This is a genomic window from Shewanella sp. H8 (genome assembly GCF_040285065.1).
Taxonomy (GTDB): Bacteria; Pseudomonadota; Gammaproteobacteria; order Enterobacterales; family Shewanellaceae; genus Shewanella; species Shewanella polaris.
Map to the genome: position 1 here is coordinate 971,522 of NZ_CP157213.1, position 25,773 is coordinate 997,294.

Genomic DNA, 25,773 nt, shown 5'->3' on the forward strand with positions numbered 1-25,773 from the left:
AAATCAATTTAAGGTGTTGGATCATTGCTGAGAGCCTGGTTTAGTGTCTTGATCTTCAATGGTGTCAGAGCTGTCTTGTGCAAGCTCATCCTCCGTTTTTTGAATGCGTGTTGCTGCAGTGATGTATACGGTTGCCAAAATAAAAAAAATATAGGCTTGTATAATGCCCGTGAGTAAACCGAGTAGTGTCATTACTATCGGAAATATAAATGGGGTAATACTCAGTAAAATACCGATGATCATTGCACCACTCATCATATTGCCAAACAATCGCACCGCTAAGGCCAGCGTACGCGACAGTTCACTAATAATGTTAAATGGCAACATAATAACGGTTGGCTTGGTATAGGAGACTAGGTAGCCGCGCAAGCCTTGCTCCTCAATGCCAAATAATGGCACTGCTACAAATACAGATAATGCCAAAGCGACGGTACAGGAAAGTGAGCCTGTCGGCGGTTCGAAGCCGGGAAAGACCGTACAAATGGCGGAGGCGGCGATAAATAAAAATAACGAGCCAAGAAAGCCTAGATACTTATGGGGATTACTCAGACCAACTTCTTCAATTTGTCTGCTAATCATGATGACAAGCATTTCTAGCAAGTTTTGCCAGCGGGTGCGGCGCATATTTTTGGATAATTTTCTGGTAATAACAATGGAACTTATCACCAATAACAGCATGACTAACCAAGTAAATACTATCGTCGCGTTGAGCTTAACAAAGCCCATTTGCCAGAAAATAATTTGGTCAGGACTAAGGTTCATAAAACGTCTTCCTCAGTATCGAGTATGAGATCGTTGTTTAACGAGTGTGTATGTTGTTTGAGTTGAATGTATCTCGTTGTAATTAAACGTACTAACATAAACCCAAATAAACCCGCCAGTAAATTATGCCAATCTTTGCCGATAATAAAATAGAATCCAGCAATTACTATAGTTGAGCGTACTAACAAACTGATGATAAATAGCAGTGCAACATGTTGGCTTGATTGCAGCTGATTAACCGTCCACCAAAGCCCTGCGAAAAAAAGTATTCCCAGCAATGCGCCTGCTAGCAAAACCAATGCTAGCTCTACAAATATGTTGCCTACCAATAAGTTTTCCATAAGTCGGTTTCCATCAAATAAGTTGCCTACAGGGTTTATTAAGTTAATCGCCTCGGTGGATTTCTTTATCTTCTTTGTCAATCCAATACCAGGCATTGGCACAACCTAGGCATAAACCGAGAACCAATAACATCAAGGTTCTTGAATGTTCACCGGGATAGTGTTTATCAAGCCAAATACCCAATACTGTACCGAGTATGGTCGGTACCACCACTGACCAACCAATGAGTCCCATCATGCCAAACCCCATCCAAACTATTTTGTTTACATGGCGTTGAGCCTTTAATTTTCGCGTTGCCATATTGTCAACTTGTCGGCTAAACTTTTCGTTGTTGGACTTATATTTTTCGGGCTTTGTTGTGTCGGCATTTGGTTTTAGCGACGTTTTTTTTTGCGATTTATTATTCATAATTACACTCGCTCATGATGAAAATCAGTCAAGCGGTGGATAAAATCACTTTCCATTTTTATCAGTACTGAACGCAATTGTTGTTCCTGCTCATCTAGGTGCATAAACTCTTGCTCAACGGCTTGATGTAATTCACCTAGCCCCAAACCGCCTATGGCGTTACGCACTGATATCAATACATCAAAGCCCGTTTTAACCAATACACCTTCATCAATGGCAACGTAGACTTCATCAGCCCCCTCGCATTCATAAACCAGTAACCCTGCGGTTAATGACGCTACACAGTCTAGTCTATGGGGCAAAATACCAAACGAACCTTGATGGGTTACTGCGACAATACGTACAATATTTTGCTGCTCGGTAAACACTTTATATGGCAATAGAATTTTAAGGTTCATGTGTGCTGATAACATGTTACGTACCTTGTTTGTCCGTTTGCTTATCTACAGTTGGCTGTGCGATTATTTTCTCAATCTTAGGGTTTATGGCTTCATCAATTGAGCCAATCATATACAGAGCACTTTCTGGATAGTCTTTAAATTCATCGAGTAGAATTCGTTCGCAGCCATCTAATGCTTCACTAAGACTTACCAATTTCCCTGGCATACTGGTGAACTGTTCTGTGGTAAAAAAAGGTTGAGTAAAAAAACGTTCAAGGCGACGAGCACGTGCCACAATTTTATGATCTGCTGCCGATAGCTGTTCCATACCTAACATGGCGATAATGTCTTTAAGTTCTTCATATTGTGCCAACGTGCTGCGTATTTTCTGCGCCAAGTCGTAGTGGCGTTGACCGATAATACTCGGAGTGGCCATTTTAGAATTAGATTGCAACGGATCAATGGCTGGGTAAAGTCCTTCACTGGCCCGTTTCCGCGATAGCACAATTGATGCCGATAGATGTGAAAAAGTATGCACCGCAGCGGGATCGGTAAAGTCGTCTGCCGGCACGTATACCGCTTGAATGGAAGTAATCGCACCCGTATCAGTATTGGCAATACGATCTTCGAGTTGTGACAATTCAGTACCTAAGGTTGGCTGGTACCCCAAGCGTGCTGGCATTTGGCCCATTAAACCAGACACTTCCATACCCGCCTGAATAAAACGAAAAATATTATCAATCAGTAACAACACATCACGATGTTCATCGTCACGAAAATATTCGGCCATGGTTAATGCGGCATGACCCACACGAAAGCGTGCTCCAGGTGGCTCATTCATTTGTCCGAATACCATTACCATATTATCCAATACGCCTGCTGCTTTCATCTCTCGGTAGAGTTCTTCACCTTCTCGACAACGCTCACCAATACCGCAAAAAATACTCACCCCAGCATGCTGGCCTACCATATTGTGGATCATTTCGGTCAGTAACACCGTTTTGCCCACTCCGGCACCGCCAAAAAGTCCAGCCTTACCACCACGTTCAAGAGGCATTAATACATCAATTACTTTGATACCGGATTCGAATACTTCGGATTTAGTTGCAAGCTGGTCGATTGCTGGCGGTTCGTTATGTACAGAACGCCACTGGGTATCTATTGGTGGTGGTTTATGATCAATGGCGTTGCCAAAAACATCAAACATCCGCGATATAATTGTCTTACCCACAGGTGCCAATAGTGGTCCGCCGCTGTCATCTACCACCATGCCTCTAGCCAGCCCTTGGGTTGGTGTCAGCGCAATGCAGCGCACTCGATGTTCATCTAGTTGCGAAAAAACTTCGAGAAAAACTTGTCCCTTTTCTCCGGTAGTTAATAAAGTTCGAATAGGCGGGAGTTGCTGAGCAAATAGAATATCGACAACACTACCGCGTATCGCTATAACTGTACCTGAATTGGGTGAGGCATTTTTTCTATCCATCATATTCTGTCGATTATCTCCGATAACCAGATTGAAGTGCATAGAGGTTAATAACGAGTAAGAGGCTTACTAACTTACTATTATCGCAAGGCTTTGATTAAGTTGAAGTCTCCATTTGTTACCGCTAGTCAATGACTTGTTCTATTCGAACGTTATAGGTTTATTTAGTTATAGTACTCGCTGCGTCGTTTTACCATTTGTTTGCTTTGTTCTATAGCAATAAGTCATCACATTAGACATTATTTTAAAGGAATAAAAAAACCGTAATAGGTCCGTGCATTAACCTCAAACATATATTTATCCAACTTAACGCCTAGCAATTAATGCTTCCAAACACTTACCAATATTTAGCTCATTACCTCATTAAAAACCTTTTGGCGTGCTTTGCGTTGACGCAGATCAATTCAGAGTAATAGAGCTGCAGCAACCTCTGTTTTACCCTTGTCTAATGCAAGATTAATCAATTCGAATGCTGGTGGTTATTGGCGAGATGGCATTGGTTTATTGAATATTCGGCAAGTTCGCGATGTTGGCAGTCGCGATCTTGATTGTCATCGTCAAGCAGTGGGTCTGCTAAACTAGCGTTCTGTCGTTAACCGATATTTATGTCGAAAACAAAAAAGGCCAGCCTCGATGGCTGGCCTTAATATTGAGTCTATAATCGGGTTAAATCGCCCAACCACCCATATAGAAAGCGACTAAACCGAGTGTAATTAACATAACCCCAAGTCGCAGTTTACGCCACTCGCCGCTGCATATGCGGCCAATAACCAAGGTAACAAAACCAAGCATAATCCCGGTAACGATATTACAGCTTAAAATGATAAATACTGCGCAGGTTAGGCCTGCCATTGCATCTACTTTATCGTCAAAATCAAGCTTGGTGACATTGCTTAGCATTAGTAAACCAACATACATCAGCGCTGGAGCAGTAGCATAAGCAGGTACTAAAAAGCTTAGCGGCGCTAAGAACATCATCATCAAAAATAGCACGCCAACGATGGTCGCGGTCAGACCCGTTTTACCACCTGCAGCGGTGCCTGCTGCGGATTCAATATAAACCGCTGCTGGAGCCCCCCCGACCACGCCTGCAAAAATACTGCTAACAGAATCTGATGTCAGTGCCTTACCACCACCAACAATATTGTCTTTATCATCGAGAAGTTCCGCTTGCCCTGCAACCGCTCTAATTGTGCCAGTTGCATCGAAGATAGCGGTCATCACTAATGCCAACACAATAGGCAGCACCACTGGATTCAATGCACCCATAATATCGAGCTGACCAATTAGCGATGTTTCAGACATTAAGTCCGGCAAAGCAAATAAACCTTGATATGTCACGCTAGGATCAAATATTAACCCAAAGATTGATAACCCGACGATGACCAGCAATATGCCACCAGGCATACCTCGGCGCTCAAGCCCTATCGTCATAGCAAGACCAACAATGGTAGCGATAACCGGTAAGCTATTAATATCACCAAGCTTTACAGGTAAACCCGCATCATTTGATACAATCAATTTCACGCTATTGGTTGCAATAAGGAGTAAAAACAAACCAATACCAATCCCCGTACCGTGAGCAATACCGGTTGGCAGGTTAGTGAGTACCCATTGACGAATACCGGTGACACTCACAAGTGTAAATACGATACCCATAAGGAAAATAGCGCCAAGGGTGACAGGAATCGATATTCCCTGGCCTAGCACCATACTAAATGCAGTAAACGCGGTGAGTGAAATTGCACAACCAATGGCCATTGGCAAATTAGCCCATAGTCCCATTAGCAGCGAACCAAACGCGGCAATTAAACAGGTAGCGATAAACACCGCAGCAGGGTCAAACCCTGCAGTGCCCAGCATATTTGGCACTACAATTACCGAATAAACCATGGCCAAAAACGTCGTTAAGCCAGCAATGACTTCACGTTTTAAGGTGCTTCCCCGGGCAGAAATATTGAAATAGCGATCCAAAAATGAATCAGAAACAGCAGTGTCAGAGAGAGTCTGTTCAGACTTCATAGTGATGATACCTTATGATCTCTTAAATTATGAGTTAACCAATGGTTATTCATTGGCGACACGGCTATGGCAGGTAAAGCCCTAAACGAGAAATACTTAGGTGAGAGATCCACTTGGCGCATATAGCGTTAGTGACCTGCGAATATTGTGGTAAACAAATTTGTTATACACATGTCTGGTAAAATTTACGCTTACCAACATAGCCTTTGTTGGCGCGGAGTTTACAGTAATCGACAATGAGGAAATAGGAAGCAGTTAACAATTTTTTGCTATATCAATAAAAAACACACCCGAAATAAATATATTGTTCTTTAAACCGCACAATGAAAGTGGTTCACTGTAGTGACAATACCCCTTGAACAATTATCCTCATAAAAACAGCAGACCAATTAGTGGCACATCATTCGCTGAAGTGCCACTTTATACTGACCATTATTGCTATTGGATCAATGGCTTAAATAGAACAAAAAAACCTGATTAGCAAAAATATTATTTTTGTTAATCTTTAGGCTTTAGCATTGCTTCAATCATGTGAATATCTAGGGTTTCTTTGTTGAGTAGTTCTTCAACTAGTCGATTTAGATCGTCACGGTGTTGTAATAAAATGGCAAAGGTTGTTTGTTCTGCTTCTTTTATTATTCGGTAAATCTCTTGGTCAATTGTTGTCGCTGTTTTTTCACTAAAATCTTTTTCTTGTTGTATTTCATAGCCAAGAAAAGGATGTTCGGAGCCGACTTTAAAATGAATGGGGCCAATGGCGTCGCTCATCCCCCATTGGGTGACCATCATTTTTGCAAGGTGGGTTGCTTGTTCTAAATCATTAGATGCACCTGAACTGGTATCATCCAAGACAATTTTTTCGGCTACGCGTCCGCCGAGCATAACGGATAACCGTGTTTCTAAATAAGATTGAGTGTAATTGTGTCGGTCTTCAACGGGGAGCTGTTCTGTTGCACCTAACGCTCGGCCGCGTGGAATGATCGATACTTGGCGAAGCGGATCGCTATTGGGTAAGAATAATGCTGCGATGGCGTGGCCGCTTTCGTGAACAGCCGTTCTTTTTCTTTCCGATGGATTTAATAAATCTTTTCGCTCGCTTCCCATAATTATTTTGTCATGGGCCTGATTAAAGTCATCTCTTGTTACTGTGTCGGCTTTTTTTCTTGCTGCGGATAATGCAGCTTCATTGACTAAATTGGCAAGATCAGCGCCTGAAAACCCAACGGTCATGCTGGCTAATTCTTTGTAATCAAAATTTAACTCAATCGGCACTTTACGAGTATGTACTTTTAATATTTTTATTCTCGCTTCTTGTTGAGGTAATTCAAACGTTACTTTTCTATCAAATCTCCCCGGTCTTAATAGCGCTGGGTCTAGCACATCGGGGCGATTTGTTGCAGCTAATACCACAACCGCTTCACCTACTGAGAATCCGTCCATCTCGGCGAGAATTTGATTAAGTGTTTGCTCTCTTTCGTCATTACCACCACCGAGACCTGTGCCTCGAACGCGGCCAACGGAGTCAATTTCGTCGATAAAAATCAGGGCCGGAGCTTTATCTCTTGCTTCTTTAAACAGGTCGCGAACACGAGAAGCACCAACACCAATAAACATCTCGATAAATTCTGATCCACTTATACTAAAAAAAGGCACTCCAGCTTCATGAGCTGTGGCTTTTGCTAGCATGGTTTTACCGGTTCCTGGTGGCCCCATTAATAAAATACCCCGAGGCATTTTTGCGCCAAGCTTATTAAATTCTTCAGGTTTTTTTAAGTAATCGATGATTTCTTGAAGGTCTTGTTTGGCGCCTTCTACGCCGGCGACATCGTCGTAATTAATTTCATTGTCTTTGGTTTCAAACAATCTCGCCTTAGACTTTGAAAAGCCCATAAAACCATCTTTCCCGCCCATTTTTTGTTGCAGCATTCGGCTTGAGTAGATGAAAAAAGCAATAATTAACAACCAGGGAACAATGCCAATCAAAATGGAAAGCCATTGGGGATCAGCAGAAGACTTAGCTGAAATATTGACTTTATTTGTTTCGAGAACAGGCATTAAATTGGTGTCTGTAGTGGGGGGGATAACGGTATGGAAGGTTTTGGTTTTGTCTGCATCTTTTTCGATATAGATACCGTAAATTTGGTCGCCTTTGAAAGAGATGGATGATACCTGATTAGAAATGACTGCCTTTTTAAAATCCGAATATGAAATCTCTGGGGTTTTTTGGGCAAATAAACCTGAAAAAATGGTATAAGCGGCAAAGAACATCAATATCCACATTAACGTGTGAGCATCAAAAGGATGCGGCGTTTGCTGCGGCGTTGATTCCGATTTTTTAGTCGTGTCGTTATTGTTAGTTGGGATTTTGTTGTCTGTCATATCGCCTCTGTTTTGAGTTGATTAGATCACGGTAGTCAAAATTAAAATACTAATTATGCGGCTTCTTAATACTGCTATTTAATTTAAATCCTTCCTACTTAAATGACTATAGTCTTTTATAACTATTCTTACGGGAAAAGGGATAGGACTTATTAGTCAATTGCTTTCAAGAAGCTTTGGTATTGCTAATATCATAAACCCAACACAGCAGAAAAACTTGATATCAATCATGTCGAAATGAAGTAGCCGGGTTTATACATTAACGTTTATTTATAGATCCGCAGTTGGCAGTTCGATACACCTTGTCGCTAATTTGCTCTAAATATGGAGGTTAAGCACCTCCCTACACCGTACGGCCTACAACAGTCATCATTGTTTAATGCATTGTTATTAAGCGATATTTTTAGCGTTTAACTAAAAAGGCTTAGGATGATTCAATCACCCTAAGCCTTTCATATTAACAATTACTTGAAGCGTTAATGCTTAAATCGCAACAGTTACTTTGTTTAACCAGGCTAACTCGTCACCTTGCATTAATGGTGCTAAGGTTTGACGTACTTTTTGCTGATATTGATTAAACCAATTCACTTCAAAATCAGTTAACAATGAGGTATCGATTAAGCGTGCATCCATTGGTATATGGGTTAATACATCAAACTCGTACATTTCACGCTCTGCACCTTGTAGCGCTTGGCAAGGTTGAACGGTTACTAGGTTTTCGATGCGAATTCCAAAGGCATCGGCACGGTAGTAGCCAGGTTCATTCGATAAAACCATGCCTGACAGCAGTGCCACGCCATTAAGGTTTTTACCTATGCGTTGTGGGCCTTCATGAACACTTAAAAAGTGACCGACACCGTGACCTGTTCCGTGATCGTAATCAAAACCGTGTTGCCATAAATACTGACGGGCAAAGCCATCAAGTTGTTGGCCCGTAGTCCCTTTGGGAAAGCGTGCGGTATCTAACGCGATATGGCCTTTTAACACCAAGGTAACCATTTTCTTCTGCTCGTCGGTTACCTTACCAATGGCGACGGTGCGGGTGACATCTGTTGTGCCGTCTAGGTATTGGGCGCCTGAATCGACCAAGTAAATGCTGTCCATGGTCATGGTGCTTGGAGTGCCATTATTGTGGTTGTAATGGCACATGGCAGCATTGGCACCAGTGGCTGAAATAGTGTCAAAGCTTGGTTCGCGATACAGGGGGTCTTGTAATCTAAAGCTTTCTAATTTGTCAGCCAGTTGCGCTTCATCGTGCATAATGTTCTGTTCGACTTGGCTGTCTAACCAGGCTAAAAAACGGCTAACGGCAGCGCCATCACGAATATGACACGCTCGCATACCAGCTAATTCGGCATCATTCTTTTGTGCTTTAGGTAATGCAACAGGGTCAGTGCCAACAATCAGTTTAGCGCCGCCTTTTTGTGCCAGTAATTGCGAATAGGCGTTGGCAGAATGAGGGTCGGCTAATAACTTCACACCATCCATTTGTGCAAGTACGGTAGCCAGTTCAGCTTCATCTTTAAAACTTACCCCTGCACCTACGTGTTGTTCAATATTTTGCGGCACTTTAGCTAAATCTGTAAAAAAGGTCATGTCGCCATTGGTAGATAATAATCCGCAGCCAAGTATGACGGGGAAGCGTGGAACGTCGTTACCACGGATATTCAGTAACCAACAACATGAATCTAATGCGGCAATAAGGGCAACATCGGCACCTTGCTTATTAATCAATTGACCAATTTGTTGACGTTTCTCGACACTATTACGTCCAGCGCCTTGGTGGCTAAATAAAGTCATGGTGGATGCTGACGGTGCAGGGCGGTCTAACCAACTGACATCAATCGGGTTGTTATCCACTTCAACTAAATTGATTTGGGCTTTATCAAATTGCGCTTTAGTTTGTTGATACCAAGCTAGGGTATGTAGGCGACTGTCTATGCCGACGCTCGATCCTGCAGGTAATGTATCGATTAACCAGTCAATTTGTGGGTCGTCATGCAAGCTTAAATACTCAAATAAGTTACCGTCTACTTGTTGGCGCACTTGCACCGTGTAACGGCCGTCGGTAAATATTGCCGCGCGGTCTTTTAGCACGATTGCCATGCCTGCAGAACCCGTAAAGCCAGTAGCCCAATGTAAACGCTCATTACGAGCAGGCACATATTCACCTAAATATTCGTCAGCGCGGGGAATAATGAATGCATCTATTTGGTTGACTTCAAGCTGCTGGCGAATGGCGTTAAGGCGGGTAGCAATAATATTGGACATGGTTTCTCCGTTGGAGGCGACTGATGAACTCAGCTCTGTAGAATGAGCCTCGATTATCGCAAGTGTGACGGTAAACTGGCAAGCGAAGTCGCTTAGATAATGTTTATCAGGCAGATAAAAATTGTAAACTTATATTGTATACAATGGTAACAAAGCGATGTAGACGGTATCCTTGTCGGCATTGATTATCTTGTGTATTTGAACAAGGTAAAACGATTTGATTTAATCAATCCGTTGCTAGATTAATAACAATAAAAATAACTAAAGGAAAACCTATGACAATCGGTGTCGGCGGCGTTAGTCCGCAACAAGCATTAGCCACACTTATTAATATGACTCACGGCGTAGCTGCGATAAGTGATGATGAATTTAATCAGCGAATTCAACATGCACAACGATTGATGGCGCAACACGGTTTAGAAGCAATCTATGTTAATGCCGGTACTAATTTGTACTATTTTACGGGTACCCGTTGGTTTGCCAGCGAACGTATGGTGGGTGCGATCATTCCTGCTGTAGGTGAGGTTCAGTATATTGCTCCTGCATTTGAACTCGATACATTACAGGGTTATATGACCATTAAAGGTCAAGTGAATACATGGCATGAGGATGAAAGCCCGTACCAGATTTTTGCCAATGTGCTAGATAACATTGGCTTGAGCCAAGCAAAAATCGGTATTGATGAGTCAACTGCCTTTTTCATTAGCGATGGCATTGCTCAAGCGGCTCCACAACATCGATTTGTAAGTGCGACTACAGTAACTGCTGGATGTCGGATGATTAAGTCGGTTACCGAAATTGCCTTAATGCAACGCGCTAAAGACATGACACTTGAAGTGCATAAAGCAACCGCCAGTATCTTACGTGAAGGCATTACCACTGCAGAAGTCGAAGACTTTATTAACCAAGCTCACTATGCCGTGGGTGCAGCCAAAGGTTCGTATTTTTGCATCGTTCTATTTGGTGAAGATACCGCTTATCCGCATGGGGTTAAATCACCTAAAGTCCTTGAAAAAAATGACACCGTATTGATTGATACTGGTTGCCAGTTACAAGGCTATAACTCTGATATTACTCGTACTTACGTATTTGGTGAGCCAAATGCTCGTCAGCGTCAATTATGGCAACTTGAACAGGATGCACAAATTGCTGCTTTTGATGCTGCTACGTTAGGGACTCTGTGTAGTGACGTGGATGCGGCTGCTCGAACAGTATTAGAAGCCGCAGGGTTTGGACCAGATTATAAGGTGCCAGGTTTACCTCATCGAACGGGTCATGGCATTGGCTTAGATATTCATGAATGGCCATATTTAGTGCGAAATGATATGACGCCACTGGAAGTGGGTATGTGTTTTAGTAATGAGCCAATGTTATGTGTGCCAGGTGAGTTTGGCATACGCCATGAAGATCATTTTTACATGACTGACCAAGGGCCAAAATGGTTTACCGCGCCAGCTAAATCGATTGATGATCCATTTTATTTGGCTTAACAAATTGAGAATAACAGCATGGGTTAGCAGATTTATCGCTAACCCATGCTGTTAAATTGTATTTCATCTTTACTCTTTCAGCTATAACCGCTAATCCAACCACAATTTATTTTATGTTGAATGACGACTTATCGTTTAGCGGTTAAGGTCCCATCGATAGCAGTTATCTGTGCTGATATGTTAGTGTTAATTGCTGACATCAGGCTATCTCTGTTATCATTGACGATCAATTATTCATATTTTTATGAATGACAATATTTGTCTACCTTTTGATAGCATCATCGCCTACAGGTAACCTTTATGATTAACCACTTCACCGTGCTTGGCGTCAAAGCTAGTGCAAAAGAAGATGAAATAAAAAAAGCCTATAAACGCTTATCCAATAAGTATCACCCAGATAAATTACTCTCAGCTTCTGATGAAGAAAGACAGCAGGCCGCAGTTCAGCTTCAACGAGTGAAACAAGCCTATGACGTGTTGAGTGATAAAAAGCTAAGAAACGCGTTTATTAAAGATTTTAACAATGTAATAGTGACCGATCCTAACGCCGCAATGTGCGAGTTGTGGGACCAATTTTACCCTTGAGCACCCAATGCCTAAATCATTAAATCTTACTCGTATTCAAGAGCTTAAAAGTAACGCCTACGATACTATTGAATCATACAATGATTCTGATAGTCCCAATGCTTTGGATAATTTCACCCGCCAGATAAAGCAGGTGTTACTGGCCGATATCAGCATTCTTTCCTCTGTTCCAGAGTATTTACCAATCGCTTTATTTGGTCATGTGAAGTTTTCACCTGAATCTATGATTAAGTGGTCTTACTGGATTGATCATGCCATTCAACCCGAGTGGGATGATTTTAAGGTGAGCATTGCTTTCAATAATGACGACATTCCGTTAGTACAAGCTATTCGCGGTAAAAGTGAGTCTTTGTTGATCGAAAGCTGCGCAGTGCTATATCTATTGAATCAAGACATCAATGGCAGTGGCAAAAAAGCTAAACCGCCTCACAGTGAAGACGATGAATACGGCCAGTCAAACGATGACTATGATCAAGACGATGAAGATAGTGAGGAAGAAGGCTATTACGATCAATATGATGACGAGGACAGATAATGACAACTAATCTGATTGCGATTGCCGCAGCGGAAATCAAGCAGCTTGCTGATGTAGAGCCAAAACAGGCCAGCAAGCGTTTTGAGATCATTGCCAACACCATGAGTGACGCTCAGCTAGTTGACGTGATAGAGCAAATGGATATCGTTACTCTGACTCAAATTAACAGTCATCATGACATTTCTTGCCCATCAATTATGTCAGAGCTCATGAGCCCAGAGCAAATTCGCGACATCGTCTGCCAGCAGCCGCTGTATTGGGAAGAGCAAGTTAAAACCAACGTTGATGAGCTTATTAACCACACGTTTGAGTTTCTGACATATCTTATTCGTATTCAAGACAGCGAAGCCAAGCAAGCTGCTATTTTAGAATGTATTGCAGAAGATCCTGCCGGTTTGTTCTATTTATCCATTCCATTTATTGAGCTCATGTTAGCGCCAAGTGAGTTTGATGAAGCGGACGAGCAGGATATATTTGACGATGAAGATGATGGTACTACAGTGGGTTACGACAACTGGAATACTAGCGAAGAATCTCACAGTCTAAGCCTTGATGATCCTCGCAGTTTGATGGCACTGATCCAAGATTTAGCGCCAGATGTTGCTCAGTCGATTAAAAACTTACTCCGCAATGAGAGTTCAGGTTGGGAACAGATTATTGCTAAGTTTGTTAACGAGCTGGTACTGCAAGCGAAAGAGAAAAATCAAGTAGCGGATGAATACGCTGAAGTTGATGATATGTTTAGCTTTTTAGATTAAGGATCCTGATATGCAACTGGCATTACGGGACTCAAACCAAGGCCCCTATTTAACCAAAGTACTGGCTTATGGTCAGCTTGAAGACAAGTTAAGCCAGCAAGAGCTGGCTCAAATTAAGGCTAAAGCTATTTTGATGAGCCTTAAACTTGCTGATAAGTTCTATAACAAGCATAAGATGCATTTGCTTGAACAAGCGGCTCACGATGTAATTGGTGTGGTGAGTATTGGGCTTATTTCCCTTACTGGCAACGAACCCGCCACTTCTTTACCTCTGTTGCAAACAAGTGATGGCATACTTAAATGTTTTCAAAAAGGCTGGAGCTTATTAACCCAAGCAAGCAGCCTTAACACCGCAAAATCACTTTATGGTGATGTAAGCCAAAGCTTGCTTGAGAAAGTGTCTAGTCCGCCTGATATGGATGAATGGCAAGGCTGGCAGAGTTATCAAGAAGCTTTAGCCGAGCATGATCGTTTGCAGGCTATTAGTGTTTTATTGAAAACGTTTTATCAACATTCAAATCTCGATCTCGTAGATTGCTTAAACATTGAAGCGGTATTAGCCGAAGCTGTGCTGTACCGTACTTTGTTTGCCGACAGTAAAGTAAGAGAAGATCTTAAAAAGCGTTTAGGCAAAATTGAGTTAGATGATGCGTGGTTTGACAGTGATTATTTAATGGCGCAAACCGACAAAACACTAACACTATTACCAGCTGATCTCGTCGCCACCATACGCTCTGATTTAAGTAAGCATTATAACCAAGGCCTGCTGCGCACAATGTATTTTGCCAAAGGTTACCGTGAGTTACTTATGCAAGGTGCAAGCCCTGAAAAGCTTGAACGTTTTGAGCACAAAGAAGGCCTTAACGGATTACTTGGCTGGCCTCACTACATCGATTTATAACTAGGGCCTGTTGATCTTTTCTGGTTGAATTTTGTTCGAGTTAAAAACGTTTTAATCGAGGCGAATGGATTGATGCCTAGTCATCTAAGCAAAATCCATTCAACAAAGAGTAAAACGTTTTTAGCAGAACCCTTCGGGCAGCGTTTGTTGGCCATTTTTACGGCGTTATCGACTTTTTATGTAGAATAACTACACCTCAAAGTCTCTGCCTTGTACAAATGGCCAGCAATTCGCTGCCAAAACAACCTTGAAAGATCAACAGGCCCTAGGGATTGCACCAAGGCTGATGACTGTATGGCTAACATTTCACATAGTGATGATGAAGTCATAAGCTGATATTGCAGTAATAGTATTAACCATTAAATAGCGACTTAACTGTCGCTATTTTTTATCTGAAATGGTTTGCTGGTGGGTGGTATTAGGCACAAGATATATCAATTCATTAAATCAATTCATTAAATCAATTCATTAAATCCACCGATTAACGCCAATAAAAAACGCCTCTTCGTCGTGGATAGAGGCGTTGTTTTTGGCACTTATGCTAACGACTTATTGTCATCAATAGTTTTAGCTATTCATTTTAGCGGTGCTTTAATAGATTATTTTGTGTGAGTTTAGTTAGTTAATTTCAAATAATTCAACATCAAAAATCAACACTGAACCACCTTCAATTTTACCGCTTGAACGATTGCCGTAAGCGAGTTGGCTAGGAATATAAAAACGGAATTTATCGCCCACTGTCATTAACTGTACACCTTCAGTCCAGCCTTTAATCACTTGGTTTAAGCCAAAGCTGATGGTTTCGCCACGGTCTACAGAACTGTCGAATACTGTGCCATCAAGAAGTGTTCCGTGATAATGCACAGTGACTTTACTATTGGCTTTTGGGTGTTCGGTGTTGTCGCCTTTGGTGAGTATTTCATATTGTAAGCCTGATAAAGTTTGCACTACGCCTTCGCGTTTTGCATTGTCAGCTAAAAAAATCTTACCTTGTGCGATATTTTCTTTGGTGGCTTTTGAGTTGTTTGCTTGAGTAAAAAAATAAAAAATAACGCCGGCAATGACCACAATGGCTAAAAGTATGCGCATAGTTGCTCTTGAATAGTTGGAAAACAGTGTCGCTAGTTTAGCGCAAAAAGTGACGACCTAACACATATCAACTCGATTGAATTTACCATTAACCTCATATTTTATATCAAAGATATACCATAAGCCGCGGTTGTAATTGTTGGTAACACAGTAAGCTAAATCCGATTGAGTTGAGTAGGATACAGCACCATAGTATTCGTTTAAATGATGACTTTTGGGTTTTATGCCGTAAATGGTATTGCCCTAGTAATGCTGCAGGCCAACCGCCCATTAACGCAAAAAGCTGCAAAGTGTTTTCGCTTACTCGCCAGCGGCCACGCTTAGCTGCAGATTTATCTCGATAGTACAAACCGAATGTAATGAGATTTATCAATCCATATACCCCAGCTAGCCAAGGTTGGATAATTGCTATAATGGCGCCAAAAATAGCCAACATCAGCCAAGCAAATTTATTCATTTTACGCTACATCCAGCAGTGTTAATTAGTTTAGGTGGCGATTTAGTATTTACTCGTGGCGCATCATCTTGTCAGATTTAAATAGGAATTCAATGCTATTGCTAACTGTATCAATATTAATCTGGTCATCATTGTCTTATGCCTTTGGTCAATGTGCTAGCGGCAATGACTGTTATGCTGAATAGATTAATTTATCAAACACAATGAGTTAATTGAATGTAGCTATTTTTGAACCCTTGCTATTTTTAGCTTGTTCGAGAGACTAAGCCTCGCCATAGTTTTTCTAACGGACCTTGATTGAATTTTCGCAGATAAAGACTGGCTAATGCCAATTGCAGTACACTGTAAATAATCGCAATCGACATATAACCAATTCTGTCTAACGTGTACAGCCATTCAGGAGCAATATAACGGAGCAATAAAATACCTACAATGGATTGCAGGATATACAAACTAAAAGCTAACCGCCCGACGTTTTGCAATAGCGTTAATTTAGATGCAGAATTCTGACAAAATTTGCAGATAAAGTGGATGTAAATTAATGCCATTGCTACAGCACTAAGCCAAACCAAGAGATCGGAAATAGCTTCTAACATAGGGTTGCCACTGATACTAAGTACCGAGTCTAATGATGATAACAGCAGGGTCCAAAATACACATTGCCATAGGGTTTTATTATCTAAACCATTGATGAAAACCTTGCGTTTATATAGCGCCATTCCTAATAACATTAAACCAGCAACAAACCACATTAGGGTTAACGGAATAACCAGCAGCATGTAGCCAAACATGGTTAAATGCATTTTAAGCTGTTGGCCGTAGGTACCTATCCAAATAGGCAGTTGTTCAATAAATAATGCTGAACTACGAGTGTAAACTTGTTCATCGGGGATAAGTGAAATGAGCGCGATAGGGATTAATGATAAAAAGATAAACCATTTTGCTTTTTGCAGTAGTTCGTCCGCATTGAGATTGATATAGCGAAAAGCCAACAGTCCTCCCACGCCATAAGGGAGCAAGATGTCGCCAGGAAAGATAAAAATCGCGTGGATCACCCCAAATACAATTAACCAATACAAACGCATTTTTATGACGTTTTTTTGGGTTGGCTATTGTTGGCAGTATCAATGCTCATTTGCTTACGTTGGAATTGGATTAACATCCCAACCCCAAACAGCATTGCGAACAGGCTAAAGAAACGCCCCTCTAAGAAAAAATTGCTAAAAATAAGTATCGCAATATCGGCAGTGGGTTGTATCTCATGGGGGGCATAGCCAAAAAAACTATTGCCCATGAAATAAATGTTGAGGAAGAAAATACCTAATACGCCAACACCACGAATGGCATCAAGATTAGCTAGACGTTGTGTCGGAGAACAATACTCATCCATGATAGTTGTACTATTAATCGTTGAATTCCTTTTCTATTTGTTGGTTATAAACCATCTTTAATAACTAAAAATGCACTAACAGAGATTAACAGCCAAATGAAGTAATGCAACTAGATAATATATTCTAAATTGGAAAGTAAACAATAAAAAAACCAAGCAAGTGCTTGGTTTTTTATTAGCTTATTAATGAGGCTATTTTGTTGTTGGCACTTCAAGGAACGGAATTGTACCGGTTGGCAACATAGTGGTTGGCAGCTTACCGTCCCAACGTTCAGCCTTAGTCAATTCAACTAAGTTTTGATTTTGCGCCAGTGCTTCGGCACGGATTTTAATGGCTGATGCTTCTGCATTACCTTTAATTCGAATACTTTCCGCTTCTGCAATGGCTCGAGCCAGTTGTGAGTCGGCTTCCGCTTGTGCTTGAGTGACGGCTATTTTTGCACTTACCCGTTCTTTTTCAAGGTTTTGCAATTGGGTTTGCACTTCAACTTCGGCGCGCATTCTGTCTTCTACTGATTTCTCGTATGCATTACTAAAATCAATATTTTCAATCTGTACTGAATTAATGGTAACAGGGCCTTTAATCGATTGAGTAATGGCCGCGGTAACATCAATACCAAACTTTATACGTTCCTGGACGGCAGAAATGGCAGTGTACTTACCAAAAATATTCTCAATTTGAGTCGGTACTTGGCGGTCAAGTAAACGCGATACCATTAAGTCGACGCTTTTAAAATTAGCATAGACTTCTTCAACGCGATCAGGAGGAATACTGAATGTGACTGATGCGCGTAACGTTGCGGGTTGTTGGTCACGGCTATACGCCTGTAAACCTTGATAGTTTGCGGTATGTGTTTGGGTTGAAATTTTAACAACAGTGTCCATTAAAGGAATTTTAAATCCAAGTCCTGGTTCTGCAGTATCAATAATTTTACCGTTACGTAATAACACCCCACGTTCGCCCTGATCGACTGTGTACCAGCTGCTATATAAGCTGATAAGTATTATCAGTAAAATTGCGATAGGAATGATTTTTCCTAGATGATTTATGTTGGCTTGCGCCAGATCATTTTTTAACATTATGCTTCCCTAGCAAAAGTGAAATTAGAATATTTTTGATTTATTCGTTGTGATAGCGTTTAGAACGGTTAGCACTATAAGCAATAGTTAAAACGACAATTATTTTTGAGGTTTCTCTGAAATCCAAAGTTTAATATGTCCTTGAACAACCACAGTACCGCTAGTGTCATAAGCTTTAACGTCGACTAACATATCACCAACTTGCCACTGTTCTGGTGTTACCTCTGCAACACACAAAATATCGCTACCGGCTTTTGCGGTATAGTCTACTGACATTCCTTTAGGGATCCAACGTAAATGCGCAGGAATAGAGGCTTCTGCCATAGTGCCCATTGCCATCTCTAAGCCATTACAAATAGCAATAACATGTACGGTACCAATATGGTTTTGGACTTTTTTACGTTTTTTAATTAAACATTCACAACGGTTAACACGTAAATCATTTATATAAGGATGCACAGTGCCAAAATAAGGCGCCATGCGTGACACCATTTTAGAGAAAATACGTTTGCCGAAAGGGTAAGATGTCACTTTTTTATATAGCGCCATCACTTTATTGGGTTTAGTTTGGGTCATTAGAAAGACTCTGGTTATTGTGTAAGTAAGTTGTCTGGTCGGATGAGGTTAACATTGTTGTAACCCGTGGTGAAGTGCAGATCAATATTTTCCATCGCTCATTGTGCTACTGACAGGTATAATTTTACTGGTGTCGATTCTTTAAGGATAAATTTTGAAATCTAACTTGTTGTTAAATTATATCAAAGGTATGGCCATGGGGGCCGCAGACGTTGTTCCGGGTGTTTCTGGCGGCACCATCGCATTTATTACCGGAATATTGACCCCGCTTTTAGACGGTATTCGCAAAATAAATTTGTCTTTGTTTGGCATTGTAAAACAGCAAGGTATTAAAGCGGCTTTTTTACATATCAACGGGCCTTTTTTAGTTTGTGTTTTTGGCGGTATCTTAACCAGTATCTTTACCTTAGCTAAGTTAATTTCATGGCTATTGGCCACTCATCCTATTCCGGTTTGGTCGTTTTTCTTTGGTTTGATTATTTATTCTGTGGTGCACATGCTGAAGCAGGTTGAAAAATTTAACGTTCTGCGGATTGTGATGTTTTTTATTGGGGTTGCATTTGCATGGTCTATTACCGTGTTGCACCCCATTGAAATGCAAGATACTTATCTTAACTTCTTCTTTTGTGGTGCTATCGCCATTTGCGCCATGATATTACCGGGTATTTCAGGTAGCTTTATTCTGCTGCTATTAGGCATGTATCCAGCGGTGTTAGCCGCCGCTAAAGGATTCGATATTGTTTATTTAGCCTGCTTTGCTGTGGGCGCAGTGGTCGGGTTATTAAGTTTTAGCCACGTGTTATCCGCATTGTTACGTAAATTTCAGGATGCGACGTTACTTTTTTTAACCGGATTAATGTTGGGCACACTCGGTAAGATTTGGCCATGGAAACAAGTGATCAGCTGGCGCGAAAACTCTAAAGGGGAATTAGTACCACTAGTAGAACAAAACTTATCTCCATTTCAGTTTGAGCAAGTCACTGGTGAATCTTCGCAAATCATTATCGCTATTGTGTGCGTGCTGGTGGGCATTGGCTTAGTGTGGGGAGTCGAGCGCGTTGGTAACAAAGCCCATGGATAACAAATATCTGACATTTTTCGGATAAACATTTTCAGATAAAGATTAAGCAGAACTTCGATTCTGCTTTTTTGTGTGCGTTATTTGACTAATATGAAGACTCATTTTGCAAAAATGATAAATAACGCTATAAATAATGAACTTTATGGGGGTTTTACTCGTATATTTGTTTAATCGCATGTGTTGTTAGCATGACATCTTTTTTTATCCCACTTTGGGAATATTACGGTTGCCACAGGAGTGCATAATATGCCAAATATCGATACATTTGTGCCAGAAAAAATCCAAATTGGGATTAGCAGTTGCCTTCTTGGTAATCAAGTTCGTTTTGACGGTGGTCATAAAAACTCATATTACTGTAAACAAGAAATAGAACCGTTTTTTGAATATACCAATGTTTGCCCTGAAATGGCTATTGGTATGGGCGCTCCACGCAAAAGTATCCGCCAAATTCGTGATGGTGATATTGTTCATATTCGCAGTGCAGATGGCAGTTTAGATGTTACCGACAAGCTTAATGAATATTCTAAAGCTAAAGTTGAAGAGCTGGACTACTTAGGCGGCTACATTTTATGTGCCAAATCGCCAACCTGCGGAATGGAGCGAGTAACCGAATATAAAATTGGTACCAATAATGGTTCTAAAACGGGTGTCGGTGTTTTTGCTAAGGCCCTGATGGAGCGTTATCCGTTGTTGCCAGTAGAAGAAGAAGGGCGTTTGCACGATTTGCCGCTGCGAGAAAACTTTTTTACTCGTATATTTGCTTATAACGATTGGCAAAAAATGAAGCAATCTGGATTAACTAAGCACAAATTGATGCAGTTTCATTCACGTTACAAATACTTAATCATGGCACACAGCCCTAAGTGGTATCGCGAGCTGGGTCCTATTCTGGCGGATATTCAAGATATCGAACAATCGGCTCAGCAATATTTTGAAGGCTTTATGACGGCACTCAAAATCATTGCCACTCGCAAAAACCACACCAGTACTTTGCAACATATTCAAGGTTATTTTAAGAAGCAACTTACGGCTGAACAGAAAGAAGAACTGAGTGAGTCCATTTTAAAATATCGCCAAGGTTTATTGCCTTTACTTGTGCCAATTACCTTGATTAATCATTATGTGCGTGAGTTCCCAACGCCGTACATTGAAGAGCAGGTGTATTTAAATCCACATCCAGAAGCACTTAAGCTTCGTTATGCCTATTAGGTCGAGTATTAATGACGTCTATGAATAGTTTGATGTGGTTTAGGCAAGATTTACGAGTGGCAGATAATCCTGCCTTAGTAGCCGCGTGTGATTTTGCCATTGGTAATAATAGTCATCTTCGAGCCGTATATTTTGTCACGCCTTCTCAGTGGGCGCAGCATGATGTTGCGCCGATACAAATTGATTTTATGCAACGACACGTTAATTTATTGGCCCAAGCGCTGGCCGCCTTAGGCATTCAACTTGATGTTGTGCATGTACAAGATTTTGCTGAGGTACAAGAGGTATTAACCACTTATATTGAAAAGCATCAAATTGGTGCTGTGTTTGCCGGTAATGAGCCCGAAATAAATGAACGTCGTCGTGATAGTGCATTAATCGATAGTGGCTTGCCATTAACCTTAATAGATCAAGATTGTGTATTAGCACCAAATACGGTGAAGAATTTAGCGGGAGGCATGTACAAAGTCTTTACCCCTTTTGCTAAAAAATGGAAGAATATCGCCAATCAGCGAGCGATTATTACCAAGCGCGTGCCTGCGCCAATGGCCACGGCTTTAACATCGCCAGATGACATAGTCTTTCATTGTGACAAAGTCAGCAGCGATCTATGGCCAGCAGGTGAAGGTGCCGCTAAAAGAATATTAGATCAATTTTTAGCAAACCAAGTGGCCGATTATCATGTAGAGCGAGACATTCCAGCTTTAGAAGGAACCAGTCGTTTATCGCCTTATTTGGCTATTGGTGCCATTAGTTCACGCCAATGTGTTGCCGCTATTCTTGCCCGTTACCCCGAAGCCTTAGTCGACGATGCTTGCCCAGCTAAGACCTGGTTAAATGAACTGATTTGGCGTGAATTTTACTGTCATTTATTGGTGGCATTTCCGCGTTTATCTATGGGGTGTAACTTTAATGAGTTGGGCGATGGTATCGCTTGGCGCAATAATGCCGATGAATTTAACGCTTGGTGTGATGGGAAAACGGGCTATCCACTTGTGGATGCCGCTATGCGTCAATTAAATCAAACGGGTTGGATGCATAATCGATTACGTATGGTGGTCGCGAGTTTTTTAACCAAGCATTTGTTGATTGATTGGCGTTGGGGAGAACGTTACTTTAGACAAAATCTCATTGATGGTGATTTAGCTGCTAATAATGGTGGTTGGCAATGGTCTGCAGGAACTGGTTGTGATGCGCAACCTTATTTTCGAGTGTTTAATCCTATGACTCAAAGCAGCAAATTTGACCCCGATGCTAGCTTTATAAAACGTTATGTTCCCGAGGTGTCTGGATGGTCTTTGGCTGACATTCATTTACCTAAAACGGTTAATGTAAATGACTTATTTGGCCAACGGCTGGATGAGGGCTATCCACAGCCTATGGTTGAACATAAAATGGCGCGCTTAAGAGCAATTGAAGTATTAAGTGCACTTAAACGTGGTTAAGTTTTTGATGTAAAATCCATTATTGATTCAATAAAGATGACCTTGTTGCTTTAATACCAATTCAAAAATTCGCTAAATCAGCAAATATACGACAGACTGCTATTATCTTTAATGTTAATAACAGTCTTTTTTTTGCGTTAGATCACACTATTAGATGGGCTGTTAGTAGATTGATGAGTAATGATTGAAGCACATTGAGTAACAGCATAGAATGACGACATTAAAGATTTATATATCATACATGTTTAAATCCTGTTGATGTTAACCCACTAAGTGAGTGAGCTGCTTATGCTGAATATTGATGACCCAGCGATAACTGATAACACCCCTGCAATCTGGCGTTTAGGCTTTAGACCGTTTTTTCTCGGTGGGGCAAGCGTTGCTGCTTTATACATCCCATTATGGTTAATGGGTTGGTTTACACCGCAATATAGCTTATTTAACAGTGAGTTTTGGGCTAACGTAGTGCCATTATGGTGGCATCCACACGAGATGTTATTTGGCTTTGCGATGGCAATAGTGTGTGGTTTTCTGCTTACAGCAGTGCAAGCGTGGACTAATCAGCCCACCATAACCGGACGTTCATTGATGGTCACCTTTGGTTGTTGGCTTATTGCTCGGTTGATGTTGTTACTTCCAATGGACATTCCTTTGGTATTACCAGCCATATTCGATAGCTTATTTTTAGGGTTAAGTGCGTTGGCGTTGTGGCGCTGTATTTATCCGGTTAAGCAATGGCGTAATATTGGGTTTCCGTTACTATTGGTTGTGGCACTGGTGGTTAACTTAACCAGTTATTATGCGTTATATCAGCGCGACTTTTCATTGTCTACCCAACTATGGCAAGGGATGATTTGGTGGGTCGCAATGATCATTACTATCGTTGGTGGCCGAGTTATTCCATTTTTTACCGCTATGCGTATTAAACAACCCAAGCCAGATCCCATTAGTATATTGGAAAATACATTATTATTCATAATGGGATTATTGTTTGTACAAGCAGTAAGCCATTGGTTCCCCAAAGGGGTAGAACAAGTTTTATTGGCTGTTGCTGGTGGTTTGCACCTTATCCGTTTTGCGTGTTGGCAAGGGCATAAAACCCTAAAAGAGCCAATGCTATGGTCTTTGCATTTGGCATATATATCGTTACCCATCACGTTACTTTTGATGGCGATTAATATCGACAATGAATATGCCTACCGCACGCTGTTACATTTATTTGCTATCGGCGGCATTGCAGCATTATGTTTATCAATGATTTCCCGCGTGTCTCTTGGTCACACCAGTCGCAATATTTATCAAGGTCCTAATATGACAATTGCCTTTTTGAGCATTGCATTAGCTGCAGTGTTTCGCGCAATTATGCCATTACTTTTGCCAGAATATACCCAAACATGGTTATGGTCTGCTGGGGCATTTTGGTTTATTGGTTTTGGAATGTTTGTGTGGTTTTATGCCCCCATTTTAGTCCGTCCAAGACTCGATGGTCGCCCAGGTTAATGCACTGCAATTAACCTGGTATTTATCAATACAGTTTTAAGGTAAGCAACATGATTAATCCATTAATAGAAGTGATGATGCCCGTCACTCGATCTTTACGCAGTAAGACAGGCTTGAGTATTATTATCGGCGGACTTGCAGTACTGCTGCTAACATCTTGGGGCTTACAAAGTGCAGAGGTTGACCCAAATCAACTTAAGTTTCCACAGCAATTTGAATCTTGGCAAGCAACAGAAGAACAAGTAGAACGCGACGACATACTGGCGCAATATCCAGCTAATATCATTCTATGGGCTGGTTCGTCGTTTGCGAAAGAATATCATAGCCCTCGTGGACATCAGTTTGCCGTTGCAGACATAACACATACTTTGCGTACAGGTGTTGCTGTAGCCGAAGGTGATAAAGGTTTATCAGCCAGTTGCTGGACGTGTAAATCGCCTGATGCGCCAAGATTGATGAATGAAATGGGTATTCAAGGTTTTTCTGGTGCCAATTTTGTCGATTTAGGCCGAGAAATCAAATCTGTTGTCTATTGCAGTGATTGTCATGTTGATGGCAGTGCAGAACTCGCATTACCACGTCCCCATGCACAAAATGCCATGGCCAAAATTAAACTGCCTTTTGATAAGCAAGACCACGCAATGCAAGGGGCACAGGTTTGTGGTCAATGTCATGTGAGTTATTATTTCCAGCCAGAAAATAATAACAAGGTTAACATTCCATGGATTTTCGGCAGCACGGCTGACGAAATTGAAAAGTATTACGACACGCGTCGCTTTTACGAATGGATCCACCCAATTTCTAAAACACCAATATTAAAAGCGCGTCATCCAGAATTTGAACATTGGAGTCGTTCGGCTCATGCAAAACAAGGCGTGACGTGTATAACGTGCCATATGCCACCTGCGACTGATGAAAAAGGCGCTACATATACCGATCATAAAGTTGCAGGCGCGTTAGATAATTTTGATCGCACCTGTGCAAGTTGCCATAGCAGTAAAGCGGCCATAACCAAAAAGCTTGATAAAACCAAAGCTATTATTGATGCTAAATCACGTAATGTAGAGTCATTGCTGATTAAAGCACATTACGAAGCAAAAGCAGCGTGGGATGCGGGAGCCACATGGCCGCAAATGAATGATGCGATTATGGGTATTCGTCATGCACAATGGCGTTGGGACTTTGCCACTGCATCACATGGCATGTACGCTCATAATCCTAAAGAAGGGATTGAATTACTGGATAAATCTACTGAACAAGTAACCTATGCACGTGAAGCATTAGCACGCATATTGGGCCAATTATCAGTAACTAAGGTTGAATATCCAGATTACAGTACCAAAGAAAAAGCCCATGCAGCCATAGGATTTGTTGAAGCTGACGCCATAAAGGCTAAGGAAGCTTTTATTAAAGAAGAAGTTGATAAATACTGGCAACCAGTAGCCAGAACCGGTTACTAACCTCTAGAAAGTATCAACTCAAGTCATTAACGCCTAAGCATTGCTTAGGCGTTTTTGTTTGTGTGGCTGTTTATATGGCTTATCTTGGTGATCTACTTTCATGAATCTCTCGTATAAACTTCTAATCAGGTTAATATTTGCCTCACAGACATAAAACAAATTTATGTTAT

Annotated in this window: 25 protein-coding genes; 11 read left to right on the top strand and 14 right to left on the bottom strand. The window is 41.2% G+C overall.

Annotated features, from left to right (window positions below; translation table 11 throughout):
• Nucleotides 1-21 precede the first annotated feature (21 nt).
• The 5 genes from ABIS04_RS04240 to atpD are packed head-to-tail and all read right to left on the bottom strand — an operon-like array spanning nt 22 to nt 3,378.
• Nucleotides 22-762 carry a F0F1 ATP synthase subunit A gene (locus tag ABIS04_RS04240; RefSeq protein ID WP_350432716.1) on the bottom strand — a complete coding sequence of 247 codons (741 nt, stop codon included), beginning with the start codon at nt 760-762 and terminating at the stop codon, nt 22-24.
• Nucleotides 759-1,103 carry an ATP synthase subunit I gene (locus tag ABIS04_RS04245; protein ID WP_350432717.1) on the bottom strand — a complete coding sequence of 115 codons (345 nt, stop codon included), beginning with the start codon at nt 1,101-1,103 and terminating at the stop codon, nt 759-761. Before ABIS04_RS04245 ends, ABIS04_RS04240 begins: the two co-directional genes overlap by 4 nt.
• A 43-nt stretch (nt 1,104-1,146) precedes the next feature.
• Nucleotides 1,147-1,512, bottom strand: coding sequence for an AtpZ/AtpI family protein (locus ABIS04_RS04250; RefSeq protein ID WP_101088769.1), 366 nt, complete (start codon nt 1,510-1,512; stop codon nt 1,147-1,149).
• Nucleotides 1,513-1,514: 2 nt separating this feature from the next.
• The gene (locus tag ABIS04_RS04255) at nt 1,515-1,925 is read right to left on the bottom strand and encodes a F0F1 ATP synthase subunit epsilon (protein WP_137222545.1); all 411 of its coding nucleotides are present in this window, start codon (nt 1,923-1,925) and stop codon (nt 1,515-1,517) included.
• A 1-nt stretch (nt 1,926) separates the two neighbouring features.
• Nucleotides 1,927-3,378 (bottom strand): F0F1 ATP synthase subunit beta, encoded by a 1,452-nt coding sequence (gene atpD, locus ABIS04_RS04260; protein WP_350432718.1) that lies wholly within the window; start codon nt 3,376-3,378, stop codon nt 1,927-1,929.
• A 438-nt stretch (nt 3,379-3,816) separates the two neighbouring features.
• Between atpD and ABIS04_RS04265 the strand changes: the two genes are divergently transcribed.
• Entirely contained in the window at nt 3,817-3,957 is a 141-nt protein-coding gene (locus tag ABIS04_RS04265; RefSeq protein ID WP_350432719.1) for a hypothetical protein, read from the top strand.
• Between the two features lie 84 nt (nt 3,958-4,041).
• Here ABIS04_RS04265 and ABIS04_RS04270 read toward each other — a convergent pair whose 3' ends face one another.
• The 3 genes from ABIS04_RS04270 to ABIS04_RS04280 all read right to left on the bottom strand — a co-directional run bounded on the left by ABIS04_RS04270 (nt 4,042) and on the right by ABIS04_RS04280 (nt 10,047).
• Nucleotides 4,042-5,397: an NCS2 family permease gene (locus ABIS04_RS04270; protein WP_140233481.1), complete on the bottom strand. Its 1,356-nt coding sequence runs from the start codon at nt 5,395-5,397 to the stop codon at nt 4,042-4,044.
• Between the two features lie 498 nt (nt 5,398-5,895).
• Nucleotides 5,896-7,776 carry an ATP-dependent zinc metalloprotease FtsH gene (gene ftsH, locus ABIS04_RS04275; RefSeq protein ID WP_140233482.1) on the bottom strand — a complete coding sequence of 627 codons (1,881 nt, stop codon included), beginning with the start codon at nt 7,774-7,776 and terminating at the stop codon, nt 5,896-5,898.
• 483 nt (nt 7,777-8,259) lie between these two features.
• Nucleotides 8,260-10,047: an aminopeptidase P family protein gene (locus ABIS04_RS04280; protein ID WP_350432720.1), complete on the bottom strand. Its 1,788-nt coding sequence runs from the start codon at nt 10,045-10,047 to the stop codon at nt 8,260-8,262.
• Nucleotides 10,048-10,322: 275 nt separating this feature from the next.
• Between ABIS04_RS04280 and ABIS04_RS04285 the strand changes: the two genes are divergently transcribed.
• The 5 genes from ABIS04_RS04285 to ABIS04_RS04305 all read left to right on the top strand — a co-directional run bounded on the left by ABIS04_RS04285 (nt 10,323) and on the right by ABIS04_RS04305 (nt 14,316).
• Complete coding sequence (locus ABIS04_RS04285; RefSeq protein ID WP_140233484.1) at nt 10,323-11,537, top strand: Xaa-Pro peptidase family protein; 1,215 nt, start codon at nt 10,323-10,325, stop codon at nt 11,535-11,537.
• A gap of 300 nt (nt 11,538-11,837) precedes the next feature.
• Nucleotides 11,838-12,122 (top strand): J domain-containing protein, encoded by a 285-nt coding sequence (locus ABIS04_RS04290; protein ID WP_137222529.1) that lies wholly within the window; start codon nt 11,838-11,840, stop codon nt 12,120-12,122.
• A gap of 7 nt (nt 12,123-12,129) precedes the next feature.
• The gene (locus tag ABIS04_RS04295; protein ID WP_137222527.1) at nt 12,130-12,657 is read left to right on the top strand and encodes a hypothetical protein; all 528 of its coding nucleotides are present in this window, start codon (nt 12,130-12,132) and stop codon (nt 12,655-12,657) included.
• On the top strand, nt 12,657-13,415 hold the full coding sequence (locus ABIS04_RS04300) for a hypothetical protein (protein ID WP_137222525.1): 759 nt from the start codon (nt 12,657-12,659) through the stop codon (nt 13,413-13,415). Before ABIS04_RS04295 ends, ABIS04_RS04300 begins: the two co-directional genes overlap by 1 nt.
• Nucleotides 13,416-13,425: 10 nt before the next feature.
• The gene (locus tag ABIS04_RS04305; protein ID WP_350432721.1) at nt 13,426-14,316 is read left to right on the top strand and encodes a hypothetical protein; all 891 of its coding nucleotides are present in this window, start codon (nt 13,426-13,428) and stop codon (nt 14,314-14,316) included.
• A gap of 618 nt (nt 14,317-14,934) precedes the next feature.
• Here ABIS04_RS04305 and ABIS04_RS04310 read toward each other — a convergent pair.
• The 6 genes from ABIS04_RS04310 to ABIS04_RS04335 form a co-directional block, all read right to left on the bottom strand.
• A complete protein-coding gene (locus tag ABIS04_RS04310) occupies nt 14,935-15,405 on the bottom strand; it encodes an FKBP-type peptidyl-prolyl cis-trans isomerase (RefSeq protein ID WP_137222521.1) in 471 nt (156 codons plus the stop codon).
• Nucleotides 15,406-15,511: 106 nt separating this feature from the next.
• On the bottom strand, nt 15,512-15,862 hold the full coding sequence (locus ABIS04_RS04315) for a DUF1294 domain-containing protein (protein ID WP_137222519.1): 351 nt from the start codon (nt 15,860-15,862) through the stop codon (nt 15,512-15,514).
• A 245-nt stretch (nt 15,863-16,107) separates the two neighbouring features.
• Nucleotides 16,108-16,947 carry a DUF418 domain-containing protein gene (locus ABIS04_RS04320; protein WP_350432722.1) on the bottom strand — a complete coding sequence of 280 codons (840 nt, stop codon included), beginning with the start codon at nt 16,945-16,947 and terminating at the stop codon, nt 16,108-16,110.
• Between the two features lie 2 nt (nt 16,948-16,949).
• Nucleotides 16,950-17,252, bottom strand: coding sequence for a hypothetical protein (locus ABIS04_RS04325; RefSeq protein WP_350432723.1), 303 nt, complete (start codon nt 17,250-17,252; stop codon nt 16,950-16,952).
• 192 nt (nt 17,253-17,444) lie between these two features.
• Nucleotides 17,445-18,332: an SPFH domain-containing protein gene (locus ABIS04_RS04330; protein WP_350432724.1), complete on the bottom strand. Its 888-nt coding sequence runs from the start codon at nt 18,330-18,332 to the stop codon at nt 17,445-17,447.
• A gap of 99 nt (nt 18,333-18,431) precedes the next feature.
• On the bottom strand, nt 18,432-18,908 hold the full coding sequence (locus ABIS04_RS04335) for a hotdog fold domain-containing protein (protein WP_350432725.1): 477 nt from the start codon (nt 18,906-18,908) through the stop codon (nt 18,432-18,434).
• Nucleotides 18,909-19,098: 190 nt separating this feature from the next.
• Between ABIS04_RS04335 and ABIS04_RS04340 the strand changes: the two genes are divergently transcribed.
• The 5 genes from ABIS04_RS04340 to ABIS04_RS04360 all read left to right on the top strand — a co-directional run bounded on the left by ABIS04_RS04340 (nt 19,099) and on the right by ABIS04_RS04360 (nt 25,603).
• Nucleotides 19,099-19,989, top strand: coding sequence for a DUF368 domain-containing protein (locus tag ABIS04_RS04340; protein WP_350433382.1), 891 nt, complete (start codon nt 19,099-19,101; stop codon nt 19,987-19,989).
• A 246-nt stretch (nt 19,990-20,235) separates the two neighbouring features.
• The gene (locus ABIS04_RS04345; RefSeq protein ID WP_371833617.1) at nt 20,236-21,198 is read left to right on the top strand and encodes a YbgA family protein; all 963 of its coding nucleotides are present in this window, start codon (nt 20,236-20,238) and stop codon (nt 21,196-21,198) included.
• A gap of 11 nt (nt 21,199-21,209) precedes the next feature.
• The gene (phrB, locus tag ABIS04_RS04350; protein ID WP_350432726.1) at nt 21,210-22,643 is read left to right on the top strand and encodes a deoxyribodipyrimidine photo-lyase; all 1,434 of its coding nucleotides are present in this window, start codon (nt 21,210-21,212) and stop codon (nt 22,641-22,643) included.
• A 288-nt stretch (nt 22,644-22,931) separates the two neighbouring features.
• Nucleotides 22,932-24,143 carry an NnrS family protein gene (locus tag ABIS04_RS04355; protein ID WP_350432727.1) on the top strand — a complete coding sequence of 404 codons (1,212 nt, stop codon included), beginning with the start codon at nt 22,932-22,934 and terminating at the stop codon, nt 24,141-24,143.
• A gap of 50 nt (nt 24,144-24,193) precedes the next feature.
• A complete protein-coding gene (locus tag ABIS04_RS04360; protein WP_137222507.1) occupies nt 24,194-25,603 on the top strand; it encodes an ammonia-forming cytochrome c nitrite reductase subunit c552 in 1,410 nt (469 codons plus the stop codon).
• The last annotated feature ends 170 nt before the right edge of the window (nt 25,604-25,773 follow it).